The 22203-nt window shown below is 68.7% G+C and carries 16 protein-coding genes and 1 pseudogene; 9 read left to right on the plus strand and 8 right to left on the minus strand.

Going from position 1 to position 22203, the window contains the following annotated elements; genetic code table 11:
• The first annotated feature begins 21 nt into the window (after positions 1-21).
• From CWT12_RS03005 to CWT12_RS03015, 3 genes are all read left to right on the plus strand, one after another.
• Entirely contained in the window at positions 22-1833 is a 1812-nt protein-coding gene (locus CWT12_RS03005; RefSeq protein WP_161923652.1) for a VanW family protein, read from the plus strand.
• A 244-nt stretch (positions 1834-2077) separates the two neighbouring features.
• Positions 2078-2428 (plus strand): ferredoxin, encoded by a 351-nt coding sequence (gene fdxA, locus CWT12_RS03010; RefSeq protein WP_161923653.1) that lies wholly within the window; start codon positions 2078-2080, stop codon positions 2426-2428.
• Positions 2429-2599: 171 nt separating this feature from the next.
• Entirely contained in the window at positions 2600-3658 is a 1059-nt protein-coding gene (locus CWT12_RS03015; RefSeq protein ID WP_202616259.1) for a DUF3039 domain-containing protein, read from the plus strand.
• A gap of 24 nt (positions 3659-3682) precedes the next feature.
• Here the strand turns inward: CWT12_RS03015 and CWT12_RS03020 are convergent, their stop codons facing one another.
• Positions 3683-4135 (minus strand): helix-turn-helix domain-containing protein, encoded by a 453-nt coding sequence (locus tag CWT12_RS03020; RefSeq protein WP_161923654.1) that lies wholly within the window; start codon positions 4133-4135, stop codon positions 3683-3685.
• 164 nt (positions 4136-4299) lie between these two features.
• Here CWT12_RS03020 and dapC point away from each other — a divergent pair, with 164 nt between their 5' ends.
• Both dapC and CWT12_RS03030 read left to right on the plus strand, forming a co-directional pair.
• Entirely contained in the window at positions 4300-5532 is a 1233-nt protein-coding gene (gene dapC, locus CWT12_RS03025) for a succinyldiaminopimelate transaminase (protein WP_161923655.1), read from the plus strand.
• 142 nt (positions 5533-5674) lie between these two features.
• Positions 5675-7063: a citrate synthase gene (locus tag CWT12_RS03030; protein WP_161923656.1), complete on the plus strand. Its 1389-nt coding sequence runs from the start codon at positions 5675-5677 to the stop codon at positions 7061-7063.
• 676 nt (positions 7064-7739) lie between these two features.
• Here CWT12_RS03030 and CWT12_RS03035 read toward each other — a convergent pair.
• Positions 7740-8417 (minus strand): annotated as a pseudogene (locus tag CWT12_RS03035) (SDR family NAD(P)-dependent oxidoreductase); the annotation flags it as partial.
• Between the two features lie 325 nt (positions 8418-8742).
• Between CWT12_RS03035 and CWT12_RS03040 the strand changes: the two are divergent.
• Positions 8743-9573: a class I SAM-dependent methyltransferase gene (locus CWT12_RS03040; RefSeq protein WP_161923657.1), complete on the plus strand. Its 831-nt coding sequence runs from the start codon at positions 8743-8745 to the stop codon at positions 9571-9573.
• Between the two features lie 99 nt (positions 9574-9672).
• On the opposite strand, the gene CWT12_RS03045 is transcribed toward CWT12_RS03040, so the two are convergent.
• From CWT12_RS03045 to dapD, 4 genes are all read right to left on the minus strand, one after another.
• Positions 9673-10428 (minus strand): succinate dehydrogenase/fumarate reductase iron-sulfur subunit, encoded by a 756-nt coding sequence (locus CWT12_RS03045; protein ID WP_161923658.1) that lies wholly within the window; start codon positions 10426-10428, stop codon positions 9673-9675.
• The gene (locus CWT12_RS03050; RefSeq protein ID WP_161923659.1) at positions 10425-12383 is read right to left on the minus strand and encodes a fumarate reductase/succinate dehydrogenase flavoprotein subunit; all 1959 of its coding nucleotides are present in this window, start codon (positions 12381-12383) and stop codon (positions 10425-10427) included. The genes CWT12_RS03045 and CWT12_RS03050 overlap by 4 nt, the downstream gene beginning before the upstream one ends.
• The gene (locus tag CWT12_RS03055; protein ID WP_202616260.1) at positions 12380-13162 is read right to left on the minus strand and encodes a succinate dehydrogenase cytochrome b subunit; all 783 of its coding nucleotides are present in this window, start codon (positions 13160-13162) and stop codon (positions 12380-12382) included. Before CWT12_RS03055 ends, CWT12_RS03050 begins: the two co-directional genes overlap by 4 nt.
• A 222-nt stretch (positions 13163-13384) precedes the next feature.
• Positions 13385-14371: a 2,3,4,5-tetrahydropyridine-2,6-dicarboxylate N-succinyltransferase gene (dapD, locus tag CWT12_RS03060; protein WP_161923660.1), complete on the minus strand. Its 987-nt coding sequence runs from the start codon at positions 14369-14371 to the stop codon at positions 13385-13387.
• A gap of 121 nt (positions 14372-14492) precedes the next feature.
• On the opposite strand from dapD, the gene CWT12_RS03065 reads away from it, so the two are divergent.
• Genes CWT12_RS03065 through CWT12_RS13765 form a run of 3 tightly spaced genes read left to right on the plus strand, consistent with a single transcriptional unit; the run spans position 14493 to position 18946 of the window.
• The gene (locus CWT12_RS03065; RefSeq protein WP_161923661.1) at positions 14493-15221 is read left to right on the plus strand and encodes a histidine phosphatase family protein; all 729 of its coding nucleotides are present in this window, start codon (positions 14493-14495) and stop codon (positions 15219-15221) included.
• Positions 15218-16039: a hypothetical protein gene (locus CWT12_RS03070; RefSeq protein ID WP_161923662.1), complete on the plus strand. Its 822-nt coding sequence runs from the start codon at positions 15218-15220 to the stop codon at positions 16037-16039. Before CWT12_RS03065 ends, CWT12_RS03070 begins: the two co-directional genes overlap by 4 nt.
• A 45-nt stretch (positions 16040-16084) precedes the next feature.
• Positions 16085-18946, plus strand: coding sequence for a DNA methyltransferase (locus CWT12_RS13765; protein WP_161923663.1), 2862 nt, complete (start codon positions 16085-16087; stop codon positions 18944-18946).
• A gap of 576 nt (positions 18947-19522) precedes the next feature.
• On the opposite strand, the gene CWT12_RS03080 is transcribed toward CWT12_RS13765, so the two are convergent.
• The gene (locus CWT12_RS03080; protein ID WP_161923664.1) at positions 19523-21328 is read right to left on the minus strand and encodes a hypothetical protein; all 1806 of its coding nucleotides are present in this window, start codon (positions 21326-21328) and stop codon (positions 19523-19525) included.
• The gene (locus CWT12_RS03085; protein WP_161923665.1) at positions 21325-22137 is read right to left on the minus strand and encodes an ABC transporter ATP-binding protein; all 813 of its coding nucleotides are present in this window, start codon (positions 22135-22137) and stop codon (positions 21325-21327) included. The genes CWT12_RS03080 and CWT12_RS03085 overlap by 4 nt, the downstream gene beginning before the upstream one ends.
• Positions 22138-22203 lie beyond the last annotated feature (66 nt).

The raw sequence follows: 22203 nt of genomic DNA on the forward strand, positions 1-22203 counted from the left end.
CTCCACCAGGAGATGCGCCTCATGAGCCAGACCCCGCCCGACGTCGGCGCCCGCGCCTCAGCGGGCCCGCACGCCGACGCTGTCCCCGACTCCGCCGAACCGGTCGCGGCACTCGGCGGGACCGCTGCCCGGGGCACCCGTGCGATCGTGCGTCCACTGCTGGCCGCACTCGGCGCCACCCTGGCGATCGCCTGGCTGGGACTGGCCTGGGCGACCACCCGGACCCTGGCCCCGGGCTCGTCGGTGTCCGGCGTGGACGTCTCCGGCATGACTCGTGCCCAGGCTGTGGCTGCCGTGGATACCGCCATCGGCGCCCAGCTTGAGCAGCCTGTCACGCTCACCGTCGACGAAGCCACCGACACGCTCATCCCCGCCAGCTCCGGCGTGAGCGTGGACGCCGCCGCCAGCGTCGACCGGCTCACCGGCCCCACCCTCAACCCGCTCACGCTGGTAAGGAGGCTAGCGGGCACCGCCGTCGACGCCGTCACCCGGGTCGACTCCGACGCGCTCACCCGCGCCCTCAACGCCCGCCTGGGCACGCTGGCCACCGGCACCGCCGACGCCGTCGTCACCCTGGACGGCACCACCCCCGTGCTCACGCCCGGGTCGGTAGGCACCGGGCTGAACGTGGCGGAGAGCGTGAGCGCCCTGACCGGCGCCTGGCCGCTGGAGGAGACCACCATCGCCCTGGCCGCTGGCACCGCCAACCCTGCCGTCACCGACGCCGAGGCCCAGGAGTTCATCGACACTGTCCTGACCCCGCTGCTGAGTGACGACATCACCGTCACCACCGCCGGCGCCGGCACGGACGCCGCCGGCACCAGCATCCTGGCCCCAGAGGCGCTCGCTGCCCTGACCGACATCGACTCCACCGACGGCGTCCTGACTGCCACTCTCGACGCCGAGGCGCTGCACGCCGCGGTCCTCGCCGACCTGGGCGGGGACATTGAGGCGCCCGCCACCGACGCGACCTGGACCATCGACGGCAACCCCGATACCGCCGTGGACGCCACCCCCGTCTACCACCCCTCAGCCACTGGCACGGGAATCGACCCCAGCACTCTGGCTGAGGCAGTCCTAGCCGCCGGCACCGAGGCCGACGGGGATCGCACCGCCACCGCGACCGTGGTCGTCCTGCAGCCGGAGGTGACCATGCCGGAGGAGGAGTGGGGGATCGTCGAGATCGTCGGCGAGTTCTCCACCCCCTACGTCTCCCAGTACGGGCGCGACCAGAACCTCCAGCGCGGCACCGAGATGATCAACGGCACCCTGGTGCCGCCGGGGGAGACCTTCTCCACCACCGACGCCCTCGGTCCGGTAGACCTCGAGCACGGCTATACCTACGCCGGCGTAGTCACCGATGGGCAGCACACCGACGCCATGGGCGGCGGCCTGTCCCAGGTGGGCACCACCGTGTTCAATGCCGGCTTCGAGGCCGGCATGGACGATGTGGAGCACTGGCCCCACACCTACTGGTTCACCCGCTACCCGGCCGGGCGCGAGGCCACCATCTGGACCGGCGTCAAGGACGTCAAATGGCGCAACTCCACCCCGTACACGGTGCTGGTGCAGGCCTGGGCCGGCGACGGCGAGGTACACGTGCGACTGTGGTCCACCCCCTACTACGAGGTCACCATCACCGAGGGTGAGCACACCAACTACCGGCCCTACGCCACTGTGTACGGCTCCGGGCCGGGATGCGAGCCCTACGGCGGGGGCACGCAGGGATTCGACGTCACCGTTACCCGCACCCGCAGCCACGATGGCGAGAGCCTGCCCGACGACGTCCTGACCACTGCCTACGACTCCGACAACCCCGTGGTGTGTCGCTGAGCTCAGCTGCGGGTGGCCGGCGGACGGGGCCGCGGCGGCACCGAGGACGGCGGGATCGGCGTCGGTGCCCGCAATTCGCACACGGCGCGTGACGCAATACGACTCGGGCGAGTAGAACAATCCGGCGGACTTGCTGACACCTTGCGCGGCTGTTGGGCGCAGCGCCACCGCGGGGAGATACTTGGATACGCAGATGCGCCCGCGGCCCCGCGCGGCACGCCTGGAGACAGAGAGGAAGCAGTCAATGACCTATGTCATCGCTCAGCCCTGCGTGGACGTCAAGGATCGTGCGTGCGTGGACGAGTGTCCGGTCGACTGCATCTACGAGGGTGAGCGCAGCCTGTACATCAACGCCGACGAGTGCGTTGACTGCGGCGCCTGCGAGCCGGTGTGCCCCACCGAGGCGATCTTCTACGAGGACGACGTCCCCGAGGAGTGGGAGGACTACACCCGGGCCAACATCGACTTCTTCTCCCTCAAGGGCCTGGGCTCACCGGGCGGCGCGCAGAACGTCGGCCCGCAGGACTACGACGATCCCATGATCGCCGCCCTGGAGCCCCAGAACGAGGAGTGGAAGGCCGCCAACGGCTACTGAGCCCGCACCCTTCACCGAGACCGGCACCAGTAACACACCGAGACCGGCACTAATGACGTGCCGAGACCGGTAGAACTGGCTCCGCGAGCGGCACTTGTAACCTGTTGCCGAGACGGAGCGTAAGATACGTTTGCAACGTTGCTGGCAGCTCCCTGAACCTTAGTAGGTGACATGTTCGAGGTTCGTCCGACCGTGAGAACACTCAAGGCACTGCCTGCGGAGTCATACAGCGGCCCAATCCCGGATGCGATTCGTCGTTCTCGATGGAAGGACCTCGCCGATGTGGATATCAGCCAACTGCCGCACCCGTTGATCGACGCCGGCAAGAAGGCGCTAGCCCGCGGAACGGACCGGCATATCAAGGCGAGTGCCGCTGCGGGAAGGCCGGTCTTGGAGCTACGTACCCGTGAAGGTGCGGCGTGGCGCGGGGCAATGATCGTCGACGACGATGGGATCGGCTGGATTGTCTATGCGCAACGGCATGATCGGTTCCACTCCGCTGTCGCAGGCCAGCTGGAGGCCGCTCGCGCGCACGACTGGATGCCAAGGCCGGTGGATCGCACTCTTCGAAGACGGGAACAGGCTCGAGCCGAGATTCGTCGGTGGCGCATACAGACGCTAGCGGCAATCATCGGGGCGGTTGGCGCTGCGGTGGTGGCTGATGACCACAGCAGTGAGCTCTTGGTGCAGCGGGAAGAACCCAGACTAGACGCATCCGCGCGTTCAAGTACCTTCTCGTCGACGATAACGGTGTCAGTTGCGGCAGACCTGCCTGAGGTCGATGCGGCTCCAGGCTTGCGAGGCGAGGCGCTCCTGGACGTGGTAGTCGTGACAAGGCGGGCGGAGGATAAATTGCTGAGCACCACCATTGCCGAGGCGGTGACGCTTTTGGCCGGTCATCGACGTCCTGACGCCGTTGCGCTCCCGGACGGCTCAGGTGTCTACTACGATTTCATCGTCCCGGCGTCTCGGTTGCAGTGGCTTGTGGCGGTGGAGTCCGCAGATGAAGTGGGCGAGCTGGCGGAGACGGCCCTTGGTGAGCGTCTTCGGCCTACGCATCTTCATTACACCCGCAAGGAACTGGTTGCTGAGAGCGCGGTGGAAGGGCGAGCTGTGCGGGCCCTGTGCGGCGAGTGGTTCGTTGTCAGGCGTGACGAGGGCCTACCGGTGTGCGAGGCCTGCGAGACGAGGCTGCCAGTTGCTCGCCTTGTGGCCGAACGGCTGCGCTAGCTGTTCGGCCACAAGGCGAGCAGATCAGGCCTCCTCGAGCTCGGCGAGGTCCTCGGCGGACAGCGGCGCGATCGCATCCACGGCCTGCTTGATGGTGCGGTCGCGGTTGGCCAGGTCTTCCGCCAGCTGCGCACTAGCGCGTTCGCGACGGTCGAGGTAGTCGACCAGGGCTGTTGCCGGAATACGGCGGTCCTTGCCGACGTAGTGGAACTTCAAGAGGCCGGAGTCCATGAGCTTGTACACGCTCGGACGGCTCATGCCGAGAGCTGCTGCCGCCTGATTTGGGGTGACTGGACGGTCGAGGCTGAGTGCTGCGACGTCGACGCCGCTGCGCAGGGAAGCCAGTATGTTCTCCAGCAGGATTGCCAGTGGCGATCCCTGGGGGAGGCTGTGTGCGGCGCCGAGCAGGACGTCCATGCTCTGCTCATTAACGGAGGCGGCGTTAACGGTTGTTACGGTGTTGGTCTTAGTGGCCATCGGGGTCTCCTTGGACGAGCAGCAGGCGCTGCGTCGCCTGCGATAAATGTAGCAGATGCATCAGGTGTAGCAAGTGCTTGGGGGGGGTATCGGACGATGAGACGCCTCACGCTGTCGCCCGCTAGATCGCTGCTACGGAGGCGAGAACGCGACACAATGGCGGCGTGAACGCCTCCACGCCCGCCGTCCCCGACCCCGCTGCCTCTGCTCCGGCCGCCCTGCCCCGCCCGCTCGCCCTGCCCGACTTTCCCTGGCACTCCCTGCGCCCCTACCGGCAGCGCGCCTCCCAGCACCCCGACGGCGTCGTCGACCTGTCTATTGGCACGCCCGTCGACCCCACCCCGACCGTAGCCCGCGAGGCACTCGCCGCCGCCGTGAACGCCCCCGGCTACCCGCCCGCCGACGGCACGCCCCAGGTGCGTGCCGCCATCATCGACTGGATGCGTCGCCGCCGCGGCGTGCCCGGCCTGAGCGACGCCGCCGTGATCCCCACCATCGGCTCCAAGGAGTCCGTGGCCCAGCTGCCGCTCCAGCTCGGCGCCCGCCCCGGCGACCTCATCGCCCACCCGCGCGCCGCCTACCCCACCTACGACGTCGGTGCCCGCCTGGCCGGCGCCACCCCCGTCCCCGTCGACACCGCCGCCAACCCCGACACCTGGGAGCTGTCCGAAGGCCGCCTCGCCGCCATCTGGCTCAACAGTCCCGGCAACCCAGACGGGCACGTCCTCGGCGTCGAGCAGCTCGCGTGCATTGTCACCTGGGCGCGGGCGCGCGGCGTCGTCGTCCTGTCCGACGAGTGCTACGCCGAACTCGCCTGGGAGGAGCCCTGGGCCACCGTCGGCGTCCCCAGTCTCCTGGACCCGCGCGTGACCGGCACCGGCCCCGACGGCGCGCCGGACTTCACGGGGTTGCTCGCCCTGTACTCCCTGTCCAAGCAGTCCAACCTCGCCGGCTACCGGGCCGCCTTCCTCGCCGGCGACCCGAACCTGGTGGCACCCGTCACCGAGGTGCGCCGCCATACCGGTATGCTCCCTCCCGCCCCCGTGCAGAATGCCCTGGCCGCCACCCTGGCCGACGACGCGCACGTGGCGGCCCAGCGGGCGGTCTACCGGGCCCGGCGCGAGGCCCTGCTGGAGGCGACCGCCGCCGTCGGCCTGGTCAATGACCCCGAATCCGTGGCGGGCCTGTACCTGTGGCTGAGCGGGCCTGCATCCATGAGCGCGTGGGACCTGGTGGGTGCCTTTGCCGAAATGGGGATCGTCGTCGCCCCCGGAGACTTCTACGGAGCGGCCGGCGCCGGGCACGTGCGCATGTCACTAACCGACACCGACGAGCGGGTTGCCGCCGCCGTACGCCGCCTGCGCGCTCCCGAGGCGGCCGCGCGGTTCGCGGGCTGACGGGCGGGGAGTCCCGGAACTGCCGGTTCTCGCCCGGGTGAACTGACCGGGGCGACGACGGCGCCCGCGGGCCGGTAAGGTTCCCGGCAGACAGGTCCGGGGCCGCGCCCGCAGCCCCGCCGTCGCCAGCAAGGAGACACTTATGACCGAAACGCCCACTGACCTCCGCGCCCAGGACGCCCCCGGGATGCTTACCGTCGGAGAGACCAGCCTGGAACTGCCGCGCGCGCTGGCAACCGAGGGCTCCGCCGGGCTCGCCATCGGCAAGCTGCTGGGGGCCACGGGCCTGGTCACACTCGACCCCGGCTTCACCAACACCGCCGCCTGCACCTCTGACATCACCTACATCGACGGCGCCGCCGGCATCCTGCGCTACCGCGGCTACCCGATCGAGGAGCTGGCCAAGTCCTCCACCTTCCTGGAGGTCGCCTACCTGCTGATCAACGGGGAACTGCCCGACCCGGAGACCTTCGAGCGCTTCCAACGGCGCATCGGCCGTCACCGGCTGCTGCACGAGGACTTCCGCAGCTTCTTCACCTCCTTCCCCTCCTCCGGGCACCCCATGGCGATCCTCCAGGCGGGCATCGCCGGCCTGGCCACCTACTACGAGGACACCCTCAACCCGCACGACCCCTACGAGACCGAGCTGGCCACCGTCCTGCTGCTGAGCAAGATGCCGACGATGATCAGCTACATCGCGCGCCGCGCCATCGGGCTGCCGCTGCTGTACCCCGACCCCAAGCGCGGTTACGTCGAGGACTTCCTGAACATGACCTTCGGCATGCCCTACCAGGCCAGCGACATCGATCCCACCGTGGTGCGTGCCCTGGACATGCTGCTGATCCTGCACGCTGACCACGAGCAGAACTGCTCCACCTCTACCGTGCGCCTGGTGGGTTCCTCGGACGCCAATATGTACGCCTCCGTGGCTGCCGGCGTCGGCGCCCTGTCCGGGCCGCTGCACGGCGGCGCCAACGAGGCCGTGCTGCGCATGCTGGACACCATTCAGTCTGAGGGCATGAGCACCTCCGAGTTCGTCCGCAAGGTGAAGAACAAGGAGGACGGCGTGCGCCTAATGGGCTTCGGGCACCGCGTCTACAAGAACTACGACCCACGCGCTGCCCTGGTGAAGGAGACCGCGCACGAGGTGCTCACACGCCTGGGTTCCAAGGACGGGGACCGCAAGCTGGAGATCGCCATGGAGCTGGAGGAGGTCGCCCTGTCCGACGACTACTTCATTTCCCGCAGCCTGTACCCGAACGTTGACTTCTACACCGGCCTGATCTACCAGGCGATGGGCTTCCCCACGAAGATGTTCACCCCCCTGTTCGCGCTCGGGCGCCTGCCCGGCTGGATCGCCCAGTACCGGGAGATGATGAATGACCCGGCCAAGCGCATCGGTCGCCCGCGCCAGGTGTACACCGGCGAGGTGGAGCGCCACTACGTGGCCATGCACCGCCGCAAGCGCGTGCGCGAGTACCTCGACACCCGCGTCGGCGAGCCCACCCTGGACCGCGTCCCGCGCGTGTGAGGGCCTTACGCCTCCTAACGTGCTAGCTGGGTTCGTCAGCGGCAACGCTGGAGCTGACAACAAAGTTTGCGTCGGTAGCAAACGGGATCTTCGCGTTTGAGGGTTCGGTGGACGGGTGGATCGGCGGTGCTTCGGCGAGTGGTGGATGGCGTGCGTGTTCCGGCGGCGCGGCGGGTGGGGAGTGTGGTGTGGCGATCTTGCTCGAGGGCCGTTCTCGGGCTAATGAGGTCGTACTCGCCGTGCGGAGGTCGTTCTCGGGTTGGCGAGGTCGTGCTCGGTCGGGCGCAGGGGGTCGTTTTTGGGTTGGCGAGGTCGTATTCGGGCGTGTGAGGTCGTAGTCGACTACCCGACGCCGGCCGAATACGACCCGCGCTGTTGGGCGTGGTGGCCGCCGTGTCGTACTCGGCCACCTGATGGGCCGGTTCTCGTCAAACAGGGCCCCGAACACAACCAACACCAACAGCCCCAGCTCAAACCTCCACACCCACAAACACGAAGAGCCAGCAAACGGATGCAGGGCCTTGAGCGCGTTTCTTGACCGCTTGGACTCACGTGGATCCGCTGAGGTCCTAAGGGGACGGGTGCAGTGTTTGCCGCGGATTTAGACGTGGGGAATGCATGTGCCTGCTTCGGTGCGGCTGCCGACTCTGATGGGCCGGCAGCCGACACGTACAAGTCAGAGGAAGGCTCCGTTGCACACCTGGATCACCTGGCCGCGCACGGCCCGGCCCATCTTTGAGGCCAGGAACAGACAGGCGTAGGCCTGGTCCATGGGGTCACACTCCGGTCCGGGGAAGTAGACGTAGTGCTGGGAGTGCTCCAGCATCTTCTTTCCTCCGGGCTGCTCGCCGGCCTTGTTGGCCTCATGCGCTGGCGTCACCGTAGCGCCGGGGGCGACGGCGTTGCAGCGGATGTCAGTGTCGTTGAGCAGCATTGCCACGTTCTTCGTCAACGTGTTCAACCCGCCCTTGGTGGAGGTGTAGGCGGCGCCGCAGAAGGGGCGCTCGCCGTTGACGGAGGAGATGTTGATGATGCAGCCCGTGTTCTTGGGTCGGAAGATCTTCAGTGCCTCGCGGATATAGCGCATAGGGCCGGCCAGGTTGGTGTTCATGACGTAGAGCATCCAGTCATCGTCGGTATCGTCGATCGTCTTCTGCTCGCCGATGCCGGCATTGTTGATGAGGATGTCCAGGTCGCCGAACTCCTCCAGCACGCGGGCGAAAACCCGCTCGGTGTCTTCCAGGCTGGTGACGTCGGCCACGATACCGATGGCCTGCCCGCCCTTGGCGCGGATGCCCTCCACGACCTCTTCCAGTTGCTCAGCGTGGCGGGCGGTGATGGCGACGGCGGCCCCTCCTCGGCGAACAGCTCCGCCATTGTGCGGCCCATGCCGTAGCTGGCGCCGGTGATCAGCGCCACCTGGCCCTTAAGCATCTGTGCTTCCATGACGACCTCGTCTCTTTCAGTCCGGGCGCAGTGGCAGGCGCATGTCGCCTACTGCTTCACCCGGCGCCCGGCATCGGCCTTGACCTTAAGTGGTGCGGACGGGATCGTGCCTGGCCCTGGTAGTACTCCTCAGTGGTAGTGACGCATGCATCGGAGTCGTGCTGGAGCAGACGTATGGGGTGGGCGTCCCATCACCTTATGGCTTGACGTGAGGTGAGGCTAAACTCTCCTGCATGGAAGATCAGCGTCCTACTTCCGAGACCGCCGCGTCGGCGGCTGCGCCCCTTCCGTACGCCAACCGGCCATTGGCCACCGCCCCCGGTCACTGGGTGCTGGCCCGCGCCGGGAAACGCGTGCTGCGCCCCGGAGGCGCTGCGCTGTCCACCGCCATGCTGGCTCGCGCCCGCCTGTCCGGCGCCGACATTGTTGAGCTCGCCCCCGGACTGGGGCGCACCGCCACCGAGGTCATTGCCGCCGACCCGGCCTCCTACACGGCCATCGACCGGGATCCCGACGCCGCCCGGCGCGTGGCCGCCGTCGTCGGCGACCGCGGCAGTGTCCGCCGGGGAGAGGCCGCGCAAACTGGCCTGCTCGACGCCAGTGCCGACGTCGTCATCGGCGAGGCCATGCTGAGCATGCAGGGGGACAAGGCCAAGGCGGCGATCGCCGCGGAGGCGGCCCGGGTGCTGCGCCCCGGCGGACGCTATGCCATCCACGAGCTGGGCGTGGTCCCGGATGACATAGACGCGGCCCACTACACCGAGCTGCGCAAGGACCTAGCGCGCGCTATCCACGTCAACGCCCGCCCCATGACGGTGGCGGCCTGGCGGCAGCTGCTCGAGGACGCCGGGCTGGTGGTCGACTGGGCGGACACCGCCCCTATGGCCCTGCTCAAGCTCAGCCGCAACCTGCGTGACGAGGGCCTGGGCGGCTTTGCGCGCATCGCCCGCAACGTCATCTCCGACCGGGAGCTACGGCAGCGCATGCTAGTGATGCGCCGCACCTTCAAGCGCTACGAGCGGGACATGGTTGGCGTCGCCCTGGTGGCTCATAAGCCCGAGTAAAGCCGAACGTCAACGCCTGCCGGGGCGGGGCCGCCGACGTCGGGCCCGCGCGACCCGTGCACACCAGCCTCTGCGCCCGCGGTTGCCCGCCCGGCGGCCTCAGTCGTCGCGGCTGCGGCCGCGCAGGCCGGCACGCAGCACCTCCCGGTTCAGGGCGGCGATTGCCGTCAGCGGGATGCCCGCCGGGCAGGCCGGAACGCACTCCCCGTACAGGGAGCAGGGGCCGAAGATCTCATTGACCGTGCGCGCCATGCGCCGTGCCCGCCGGGAGCGCTCGTGGCGGCCCTGCGGCATGAGCGACAGGTGCGCCAGCTTCGCCCCGGCGAACAGCATGGCTGCGCCGTTGGGGCAGGCGGCCACGCATGCGCCGCAGCCGATGCAGGCGGCGAAGTCGAGCGCCTGCTCGGCCTGCAGGTAGGGCTGGGGCACGGAGTCGGCGTCGGGGGCGGTGCCCGCCGCCACGTCCACTGTTCCGCCCGCCCGGATCAGCTCGTCCAGGGCGGTGCGGTCCACCACCAGGTCGCGGATGACCGGGAAGGCTGCCGATCGCCACGGCTCCAGCCGGAAGCGCGTCACCCCGGGGAAGGCCCGCAGGTGCTGGCGGCAGGCGGGGGTGTTGTCCTGTGGCCCGTGCGGCTTGCCGTTGACCAGGAAGCCACACATGCCGCACACGCCCTCGCGGCAGTCGGACTCGAAGACGACCGGCTCGCCGCCGCCGGCAATGATCTGGTCGTTGAGCCGGTCCAGCAGCTCCAGCAGGCTCATCTCCGGCTCGGCGTCCTCCACCGTGTAGGACTCGAAGCGGCCGCGGGCACGCGGCCCGTCCTGCCGCCAGATCTCCAGTTCCACTCTCATCGGTAATCCCTCACCTGCATCGGTACCAGCGAGAAGCTCAGGGGTTCGCTCCGGCGCGTGTGCCGTCCGGAGGCGTCGGTCAGCCAGGCGGACACGGTGCACCAGTCGGCGTCGTCGCGCTTGGCCTCGCCCTCGGCGGTGGCGTACTCCTCCCGGAAGTGCGCCCCGGCGGACTCGCGCCGGTCCAGCGCGTCCAGGATCATCACCTCGGCCAGCTCCAGGAAGTCGGCCACGCGCAGCGCCTTCTCCAGCTCCTGGTTCAGGCGCTGCGGCCCGCCGACGATCTTCACGTCCGCCCAGAAGTCCTGGCGCAGCTCCCGCACCTGCTCCAGTCCGTGGCGCAGTCCCGCATCGGAGCGGCTCACCCCGCAGTCGGCGTAAAGGATCTCGCCCAGGCGCCGGTGGAACCAGACGGGCCGGTGCGTGCCGCCCACCGCCAGCAGCCGCTCCACCCTGGAGCGGGCGTCGGCGAGGGTGGTGGTCACCTCCGGGGCGTCGTCGGCGAGCACGCTGGTGCCCACCAGTCCGGCCAGGTAGTTCGGCACCGACAGCGGCAGCGTGAACCAGCCGTCCACGGAGGCGCTCAGCAGGGAATTCGCGCCCAGCCGGTTGGCGCCGTGGTAGTTGTTGGACGCCTCCCCGCCCACGAACAGGCCCGGGATGGTGGACATCTGGTCGAAGTCCACCCACAGGCCGCCCATGGTGAAGTGGGCGCCCGGGGCGATGCGCATGGGCACCTCGTAGGGGTCCTCGCCGGTGGCGTCCAGGTACATGTCGAACAGGTTGCCGTAGCGGGCGGCGATCACCGGCTTGCCCAGGCGCTGTAGGGCGTCGCGGAAGTCCAGGTAGACGGAGTTGTGCAGCGGGCCGACGCCGTGCCCGGACTCGATCTGCTCGCGGGCGTTGCGGGAGGCGACGTCGCGCGGAGTGAGGTTGCCGAAGGCCGGGTACTTGCGCTCCAGGTAGTAGTCGCGCTCCTCCTCGGGGATGTCGTTCGGGGGCCGGTCGTCCCCGGCCCGCTTGGGCACCCAGATGCGCCCGTCGTTGCGCAGCGACTCGCTCATCAGCGTGGTCTTGGACTGCCAGTGCGAGCTGACCGGCAGGGCAGTGGGGTGGAACTGCACCATGCAGGCGGAGGCGAAGGCCGCGCCGCGGCGGTGGGCCCGCCAGGTGGCCGAGGCGTTGGAGGCCATCGCCAGGGTGGAGTAGTGGAAGACGCTGCCGTAGCCGCCGGTGGCCAGGACGACGGCGTGCGCCGTCCACGCCTGGATGTCACCGGTGAGCAGGTCGCGGGTGACGATGCCCTGGGCGCGGCCGTCGGCGACTATCAGGTCCAGCATCTCGGTGCGCGAGTGCATGTGCACGCTTCCGGCGTCGATCTGCTCCTGCAGTGCCTGGGCGCAGGCGACCTCCAGCTGCTGGCCGGTCTGCCCGCGCGTGTAGTAGGTGCGGGAGACCTGCACGCCGCCGAAGGAACGGGTGGCCAGCTGGCCGCCGTACTCGCGGGCGAAGGGGGCGCCGATGGCGTACATGTGGTCGATGACCCGCACCGACTCCATCCCCAGGCGCACCACATCGGCCTCGCGGCCGCGGTAGTCGCCGCCCTTGACGGAGTCCTTCACGAAGCGGTTCAGGGAGTCGCCGTCCACCTTGCGGGCGCGCGCGGCGTTGATGCCGCCCTGTGCGGCCACGGAGTGGGCCCGGCGGGGCAGGTCGTGCAGGCTGAAGCACTCCACCCGGTAGCCAAGGCGTCCCAGGGTGGCGGCGGCCCCGCTGCCGGCCAGGCCCGTGCCGACGACGATCACGGTCAGGCGCCGCCGGTTGGCCGGGTTGACCAGCCGGTACTCGTCGCGCCGGCGCGTCCAAGCCTCTTGCGGGGGGCAGTCCGGCAGGTGCGGGTCCAGGTCGGGGCCGATGTCGTAGAGGTTGTCGACCGGGGGCGGTACGGGGCTCATGCGATCACTCCACTCAGTACCAGCAGGGGGAGCATGCCGTTGCCGATGGCGATGGCCAGTGCGACGGCAATGGCGATTACCAGGCAGACGCGGCGTAGTCGGCTGCCTGTGCCGCCTAGGTCATTCACAACCGACCACAGGCCCTGCGCCAGGTGCACCCCAATGGTCAGCATCACCAGGCTGTAGAAGATCGCCATCGGTGGGCGCGAGAGGCTGGCGATGAGGTTCTCGTAGGCGTAGGCGGTCATTTCCCCATCGGAGTGGGTGGCGGCCATGAAGCTGCCGGAGGCTACCAGGCGCCCGATAGTCAGGTCCAGCAGGTGTACCACGATGAAGGCCAGCAGCAGGCCGCCGGTGGCGATCATGGAGCGGGCGCCGAGCGCGCGGGGGCGCATGTTCTGCCGCCTGAAGGAACCGCGGGCGCTCCGTCCCCGCCGCCACAAGGTCACGCCGGCCGCTACGTGCAGGATCAGGCAGGTTCCCAGCACCAGCCGCAGAATCCACAGCACACCCTCGTGGGGGACGAGCGGGTAGCCGATCTCCCGTAGCCACGCGGCGTAGTTGTTGTAGGCCTCGGCTCCCTGGAAGGCCTTGAGGTTGCCGATCATGTGGACTAGCACGAACAGCGCCATGGCGGTGCCGGTGACTGCCATGGTGGTTTTCAGCGTGGTGAAGGAAGGGCGGGCGTGGTGTGTGGGACGGGGCGCAGGTAGGTCCCCGCGCGAGGGCGCGGAGGGAGAGTTGCCCGCAGGGGTGCGGGAGCGGGTGGATGTGGGCATCAGAGCTCCCCTCGACGGCGATGTCCGGCGGACGTCGACTCACGTCGACTCACTGTGTTCAGGCGCACATCTATCGTAATGCGTGTCACAAAAATTGAACCCAGGTGAGTGCACGTCTTGCGCTGCGAGCCCAGATGTTTCGAATAGTGGCCGTCCTTGGTGTGGGACGTCTACACCGCGGCCGCGCCGCCGTGACGCGGCCGCGTACAAGCAGGCGTGTGCCTACAACCGGGACGATGTGGCCTGCGGGTCCAGCTCGATCCCCTTGCCTCCGCGGGACAGGGCCTCGACCGCCCCGGACTGGGAGTTACGGCGGAACAGCACATTCGAGGCGCCCGCCAGCTCGCTTGCGGCCACCACCCGGGGCTCCTTGAACAGCCCGTGCGATCCGGGGACCACTCCGCCCTGCGGCATTAGGGCCACCCGTGTGCCGGCGGTGACGAATAGGCCGGCCTCGACCACGCAGTCGTCGCCCAACGGAATGCCCAGGCCCGAGTTGGCGCCGAGCAGGCAGCGCTCGCCCAGTGCCACCCGGCGCCCGCTGCCGCCAGACGGCAGGCCCATCGTGGAGGCGCCGCCGCCGATGTCGGAGCCGTCTCCGATGACCACGCCCTGGGCGATGCTGCCCTCAACCATGGAACGTCCGAGCGTGCCCGCGTTGTAGTTGACGAAGCCGCCGTGCATCACCGTGGTGCCCGCTGACAGGTAGGCGCCCAGGCGCACGTTCGCGGCATCGCCGATGCGTACGCCGGACGGCAGCACGTAGTCCGTCATACGGGGGAACTTGTCCACGGACAGCACCTGCACGGGGCGGCCCAGGGAGGCCTGCAGGCGGATGCGCGTGTCGCCGAAGTTCTCCACCGAGCAGGGCCCCGCCGAGGTCCACACCACATTGGGCAGGCGGGAGAACAGGCCATCAAGATTGATGGTGTTGGGGCGCACCAGCCGGTGGGAGAGCATGTGCAGGCGCAGGTAGGCGCCCGCCACCGTCTGCGGGGCGTCGTCCAGGTCGGCGGAGGTGCGCACCACCGTGGTGTGCACGCCACGGGCGGGGTCGCGGCGCTCCATGGAGCTGAGCGTGGCCAGCAGGTCGGAGTCGCCATCGGCAGGCGCCTGGCCCAGGACCGGCCGCGGGTACCACACGTCCAGGGTGTTGCCGTCGTCGGTTACGGTCGCTAGGCCGAGACCCCATGCGCTGCGAGTTGTCATGGACGCACCATACGGGACGGCGGGCGGTGGCGCACGATACGCCGCGGCAGTTGCACGCGACCGGCAGGCCGCGACGTCGGGCGCGTCGCCAATGCGGAGGCGGGCGTGCGAGAATCGCGGTATGGCGCGTACCACCATCCACCTAATGCGGCACGGCGAGGTCTACAACCCCGAGGGTGTGCTTTACGGGCGCCTGCCCGGCTACCACCTGTCCGACCTCGGCCGAAAGATGGCCGACCAGGTTGCCGACGTGCTTTCTGCCTCCGGTCACGACATCGCCGCCGTGATCACCTCGCCCCTGGAGCGGGCGCGCGAGTCAGGTGCGCCCACGGCGCAGGCCTTCGGTCTCACTCCCAGTTGCGATGCCCGCCTGATCGAGGCCGATAACCACTTCGAGGGCGTGCCCGTGAACCGGGACCGCACGCTCCTGGCCCGCCCAGAGCACTGGCGCTATTACGTGAATCCGCTGCGCCCCAGCTGGGGGGAGCCGTACACCCAGCTGGTGGCCCGCATGAGTGACGCCGTGCGTGCAGCCATCCCGCAGGTGGAGGGGCGCGAGGCACTGCTGGTATCGCACCAGTTGCCCGTGTGGGCGTTGCGCCTGCGCCTGGAGGGGCGTCCCCTGGCGCACGACCCGCGCCGCCGCCAGTGCGCTCTGGCCTCCCTGACCTCGCTCACCTTTGACGGGCGCACCCTGGTGGGGCTGTCCTACTGGGAGCCCGCCGGTGACCTGCTGCGCCGCGCCGAGGACATGGTGCCGGGAACCTCCGCCGCCGCCGAGAACCTCGGGTCCGGCGAGGCCGAGAGTCCCAACGCAGGCGACGCCGAGCGCGCCACGCAGGTCGCATGACCGGCACGCCCGTGCCACCAGGGCCGGCCTGGCCCGAAGACAGTGGTTCCCTGCGGGCGACTGCGTCTGGTTCGGGCGCGGGTGAGCTGGTGCCCGCTCGCGCAGCTGACGTCGTTCCCGCCACCCCGTCACGTCCGGCCCCGCAGCGTCCCTGGACCGGGCAGGACTTCGTGTGGTGGAACACCGCCGGCGTGCTCACCGCGCTGCGGTCCGGACGCCGCCCCAACCCCGTTTCCCCGGTGGTTGACCCCATTCGTGCTGTCTTCTCCGGTGAGGAGCGCATGCTGGCCACCTGCGATGCGGAGATGCTGGTGTGGCGGCGTGGCGACGCCACCTACAACCCCTCCCGGGGCTTCTTCCTGGCCGGTGGGCCGGTGGGGTTGGCGCTGACCGCCGCCTTCTTCGGTGGACAGGCCTACGTCAACTCCCGGCGCAAGCGGGCCGCGGAGGCGGACGCCGTGGAGAAGTGGCGGCACCTGGCTTACGCCCGGCTGACGGTCTCCACTCATGGCATCTACCTGGGGACGGGCGAGGGTGTCTTACCGATCGCCTTCTCCGATGTGCAGGAGGTGCAGCTGACCGGTGTGGGTAAGGTGGTGATGGCGGCGGCCAATGCCTCCGGGTCGGCGCGGTGGAAGCTGCGGGGCCAGTGGGCGGAGCTGGTGCTGGTGATGTGGGCTGCGCAGTACCTGCCCGGTCACCCTCAGCTGGTGGGCCGCACCTGGCTGCCGGCGGACTGGTTCGCGCACGCCGCCGCGTGGGGCTACGCCGTAGACACCTCCAACTGGCCCCGCTACCAGCCGCGTGCCCTGGACTGACGGGGTTGGTGCGCGTGTGTCGCGTGAGCGCATATTCTCGGCTACGTGCAGCACTCCGGCCTCCCCGCCTTCCTAGACCGCCAGACGATTCGTGATTCCTTGCAGGAGTTTGCGGTTCACTGGCGCTCCCGCATCGACGAGTGGAACGCGGCCGACATGGGGCACCTGGAGAAGTCCTACGCCCAGCCGTTCTGGTCCTCCTTCCTACGCTGCTTCGGCATCTCCGCCGAACGCATGAATATCTTTGAGCAGGACGCGCGTCGCGCCTCCACAGGTAACACCGGCTATATCGACGCCTTCTGGCCGTCGGTGTTCCTGGGCGAGGCCAAGAGCCCTGGCGAGGACTTGGACAAGGCTTACGGGCAGGCGCTTGACTACCTCAGTGGCGGTTCAATCAAGCCGACCGAGTTTCCGAAATACGTCCTCGTTGTTGACTTCGAGCGCTTCCGGCTCACCCGCCTAGGGGCGCCAGAGGAGCGTTCAACGACGCTGTTCTCTCTGACAGAGCTACCCGACCACGTGGATGAGCTCCTCTTCCTTGCCGGTATGGAGACGATCACTAAGGCGGAGGAAGAAGAAGCCTCTATCAACGCCTCCAAGCTCATGGCCCAGATGTACACGGCCATGCTTTCCGACGACGCCGATGAAGCGGTTGGCGAGGCCGCCGCGGTTGATCCCTCCGAGGAGGACGAGGCCGTCCAGCGCACCTCCATGTGGCTGACCAGGCTACTTTTCCTACTGTTCGGCGACGACGCCGGCCTGTGGGAGGCCGACCTGTTCTACCGCTTCGTGCTGCATGAGACGACGCCGGCGACACTCGGCCCACAGTTGCGAACCCTGTTCGACGTGTTGAACACGCCCGAGCACAAGCGCTCCCGCAACACCCCCGACCTCATGGCGCGCTTCCCCTACGTCAACGGTTCGCTGTTCGCCGAGCCGCTGCCGCCGGAGTTCTTCACCGAGCGCATGCGCGACGCCCTGCTGGAGGCCTGCCGCTTCCAGTGGACCCGCATCAGCCCCGCTGTCTTCGGAGCCATGTTCCAGCTGGTCAAGTCCAAGGAGGCCCGTCGCGCGGCGGGCGAGCACTACACCAGCGAGACCAACATCCTAAAGGTGATCGAGCCACTATTCCTGGACGATCTGCGTGGCGAGGCCGATCGCCTGATGCGCAACAAGTCCACGAGCTTGAAGGCGCTGCGCGACTTCCGTGACTCCCTCGCCGCCATGACCTTCCTCGATCCGGCCTGCGGGTGCGGCAACTTCCTCGTGGTGGCCTACCGCGAGCTGCGGCGCATCGAGACCGACATCATTGCCCGGATCCGTGAGATAGAGGGCCAGACCACCGGCTCCTTGGACGCCTCCCTGGATCAGAAGCTGTCCATCGGCCAGTTCTACGGCTTCGAGATCAACTGGTGGCCGGCCAAGATCGCCGAGACCGCTATGTTCCTGGTTGATCACCAGGCCAACCGGGAGCTGGCCGCCCGCATCGGTCAGGCACCCGAGCGCCTGCCCATCAAGACAACCGCCCATATCACCCACGGCGACGCTCTGGAACTCGACTGGGAGCAGGCGCTCGCCGCACATGAGTCACTGCGCCCAACGGTTACCTACGTGTTTGGTAATCCGCCGTTCCTAGGGGACCACACCCGCACGAAGGCGCAACTAGCCCAGCTCCAGAGCGCGTGGGGTGGCGAGAAGACGCTCTCCCGCCTTGACTATGTGACCGCCTGGCATGCCAAGACCCTCGGACTGATGATGGACAGGCACGGCGAGTGGGCCTTCGTGACGACTAACTCCATCACCCAGGGAGACCAGACCGCTCGGTTGTTCGCTCCGATTTTCGATGCCGGCTGGCACGTTAAGTTCGCACACCGCACCTTCGCCTGGGACTCCGAAGCGCCCGGGCAGGCGGCGGTCCATTGTGTCATCGTGGGCTTCACCCGCAATCCCGATGCACGCAGGCGTTTGTGGGACTACGCGACGCCGAAGAGTCGGCCTGAGGAGCTAACGGTCAGGCGTGGCATCAACGCCTATCTGATCGACGGCCCCAATGTGCTGGTTGAGAAGCGGAGGCAGCCATTGAGCTCCGTGACGCCGATGCTCTACTACGGGTCGAAGCCTAGCGATGGTGGCAACTTTGTCATCGATGAGGCCACGTACCCGGAGATTGTGGTGGATCCGGTTGCGGCTAAGTACTTGCGCCCCTACGTGGGTTCTCGGGAGCTGATCCGGGGAGGGCGGCGCTGGTGCCTGTGGCTGAAGGACATGGATCCAACGGATGTCAATCGATCCAGTATCTTGCGCGATCGCATCCAGAAAGTGGCGGCATTCAGGGCCGCATCGGCTGCTGCCAGCACCAGGCAGTACCCGTACCACCACATGTTCCGGCAGTACGGACTGGTCAGTGAAGAGCCTTATATAGGGCTGCCCGAGGTCAGTTCGGAGAATCGCCGCTACCTGCCGGTGGCCTACCTCGAGGCTAATGTGATCATCTCAAACAAGGTCTACGGTGCGCCTGATGACGGGGGCCTGCTGTTCGCGCTTGCGAGCTCGTCCATGTTCATCACCTGGATGCGCGCGGTGGGCGGTCGTATGAAGTCGGACTTGAGTCTGTCGAGCACCATTACTTGGAACAACTTCCCCGTTCCTGATCTGGACGACAAGACTCGCGGCGCGCTGATTGAGGCAGGCAAGGGCGTCCTCGCGGCTCGCGCGCTTCATCCGGAACGCTCGCTGGCTGAGCACTATGGGCTCGTGATGGACAAGGCGCTGATCGACGCTCACAACAAGTTGGATCGGGTGATGGACAAAGCGATGGGCGCCCCGCGCAAGCTCACCACCGACGCCCAGCGTCTCGAGATCCTCTTCGCCAACTACGCACGCATGATCGACGCCCAGCAGCGGTGAGGCCAGGGACGAGACGAGTAGCTGGCCAGCCGTCGACACTCCAACTGGCCCCGCTACCAGCTGCGTGCCCTGGACTGAGCCAGGCTAGGTGTGGGATCATGACAGGGAGCCGAGCGGCGGCAACCGCCCGACTCCCCGGGAAACCGGGTGTCGCTCAGTGTCTTAAGACACTGAGAAGAGCTGTCAGGGCCCAGATCAATGGCGGAGTCGTTTGGACCACGGTCCGCCAAATCTGGGCCCTTTGCTCACCCGTCATCCCCTTCCGCTTCTGCGCCTTGCGGCGGTGCTTCCGCTTCTTGGATGACATGCCCAGTCTCACCTCCTTACGGTGCGCTCCCCGGCTGAGCTGTGCTGAGTCGTTCCGGGGATGCGCCGTGGAGGCAGGTCAATCATCGCAGAAGCACTGCCTATGCGGGTTCTATGGCCTGTTGACAGACCGGTTTGTGCACGCCGCCGCCTAGGGCTATGCGGTGGACACTTCCGACTGGCCCCGCTAACAGTGTCCTGGGCTGACGCGCCCGCGTGGGTGAAGCCGTGGCGGCGGCAGCCTTACGGGAGTGAGTTATTCGGCCTGGGCTATTCGGTCTGGCGAGTGGCGACGGCACGGCCGCGTGCGGTACTCACGGCGAAGGCGGCCAAGCCGATCGCCAGGCTTGCCGCCGCGATCATGGCCCAGCGCCCCGGGTAGGTGCCTGCCGCCTGAATCCAGCCCCACGGCGCCAGCTGCCACAGCGGTGTCGCCACCAGCACCTCATTGCCGTCGACGATCAGGCCCATCAGGAATAGGCCCACGCCCACGCCGACCGTCACCGCCATACCGGCCACCTGTGCCAGCGCATGCGCGAGCGCCGCCAGCATGAAGACAACGAACGGCAGCACCATGAACATGTACACGGGCGCGCCCAGTCCGCCCAGTTCGGAGTCGGTGGGGAACAGCGGCGCCCCCAGGCGGGCGATGGCCCATGCTGGGATCAGCGCCACAGCCAGCAGCACCATCGCCCAGGTCAGCGTCGACGCCGCCAGAACAGCCGGTCGGGCCCGCAGTACTAGGCCCCGCCAGGCGTCGGCCTGCGCCCGCCACGCAGTCGCCCCCGCCAGCCAGGCCGCAATCGGTGCGCCCGCCAGGGTGAACAGCGGCAGCGCATAAGCGGCGGAGTAGACCGCCTGCGTCAGCGCCAGGAGCCCTAGCAGCACGGCCGTCAGCACCGCCCACAGCCGCCAGGGTAGGTCGAGGCCGACCGCGCGGAAGGTGCTGCGCGAACCCGGTGCAGCCAGGGCGTCTAGTACCGGCTGGGGCAGGCCATACGACGTGCGCTCATCGTGAGCAGACGGGGCCGGGCTGTCGGCGGGAACGACTTGGCCCTGGGCAAGCGCCGGCCCGACGGGCTCGGACGACACAGAGCTCGAGGCGTCCGGCGAAAAGACCGGCACGGCCGGCGCATCCGCCGAACCGTTCGAGGCAGGTTCGGCAGCCCGTGTACGCGACCAGAAACCCGCGCTAAGAGCGGCCCGGCGCCTACCGGCGAGCGTCCCCACCGCCCGGCGCGTGCCCGTGAGCGCGCTAGCTCGCCGCGCGCCCAGTAGTACGGCGCCGACACCGAGCAGGCACAGCCCGGCGCTGCCCAGCACGCCCGGCGCCACCGGGTAGTCCCACACCGGTGAGCCCGCCTCCAACGAGATGCCGTTGGCGTGCACCTCCAGCAGCGGCAGGGTCGGGCGCATCGCCCAGGTCCACGGCCGCGCCCACCAGGTCGGTGCCTCCGCCTGCAGCGCGCCCGCGGCCGACCACACCAGCGCCAGCGCCGGGGCCAGGCCGACGGCGATGCCGCCAAGCCACTGGCCCAGGGCCAGCCCCCACGCGCCCGCACCGGTCACCGACACCCACATCACCAAGGCGAACAACAGGTACTGGGACCATGGCCCCCAGCCGGCGCCGCGAATGAGTGCGTCGATGACGAGCGGGGCCAGGAGGAGCGCCTGCGACGCCAATGCCGAGGCGGCCAGCACGATCACCCGCGCCGCCACGGTCAGTGCCGGGTCCACGCCCCGCCAGGCGGTACCGCCGACCCGGTGGCGCCGTTCCCGCCAAGCCGCCATCGCACCGGTCAATGCCCCCATGGGCAGGGCGAAGGCGGCGGGGTAGGGGTTCAGCCAAGGCAGTACGCCGTCGTTCCAGCCGTCGGCGGTAAGGGCTGTATGCGCCACCAGCAGGGCGTGCAGGGAGAAGATCACCACCGCCACCGGAATGCCCCAGGTGGCCGTGCGGCGGCTGCGCCCCAGCTCCGCGCGCAGCACGGCTCCGAGCCTCGGCAGGCGACGCGGACGGGCACCCGGCAGTGATTCCACTCGGGTTGTGACGGATGCTGAGCTTGCAGTGCTCATCGCCGCACCTCCTGCCCGTGGCTGTCCGCTCCACGGGTGACGGCGGCAAGGAAGGCCTCCTCCAAGTCCTGACCGGCAACCGCGAACTCAGCCAGCGGCCCCTCATAGACCATGCGCCCGCCCGCAAGCACACCGACGTCGTCGCAAGTGCGCGCCATCTCCCCGAGCACATGGCTGGACACGATGACGGTGCGCCCACCCGCGGCCAGTTCGCGCAGCAGGTCGCGCAGCCAGATGATGCCCTGCGGGTCCAGGCCGCTCTGCGGCTCGTCCAGCACCAGCACCTCCGGGTCGCCCAGCAGCGCCATCGCTAGGGCCAGGCGTACCTTCATACCGGTGGAGAAGCTTCCGGCCCGCTTGCGGCTGGCCTGCCCCAGGCCGACCTGTTCCAACAGTGGGTCGATCACCTCTTGCGCGGTGCCGGTCAGCAGGCAGTGGATGCGTAGGTTGCGGCGGGCGGACAGCTGCGGGTAGAACGCGGGGCCATTGATACTGGCTCCCACGTGGCTGAGGCTCTCGCGGTCAAGGGGCCTGCCCAGTACCTCGATCGTGCCGGCGTTGGGACGCAGCAGCCCCAGGGCGGTGTTGAAGGTCGTGGACTTGCCGGCGCCGTTAAGCCCCAGCAGGCCGTATACCCGCCCCGGACGGGCGGTCAGGCTGAGACCCGTAAGGACCCGCTGTGGGCCGTAGCTGACGTCCACGCCCCGCAGCGCCAGCCCGGGCGGGGCGGTGAGGTCCGCGGCCGACCGGGATGGGGCAACGCTGGCGGCGGGAGATGATGGGGGCGGTGACAATGGTGCTGTGGTCATGGGCCCAGAATCGGCCCGGGCACTCGCAGGCGGATCCCCACAAGGGACACGACCAGAACCGCTGGC

Origin of the sequence: Actinomyces sp. 432 (assembly GCF_009930875.1) — a bacterium.
Classification (GTDB): Bacteria; Actinomycetota; Actinomycetes; order Actinomycetales; family Actinomycetaceae; genus Actinomyces.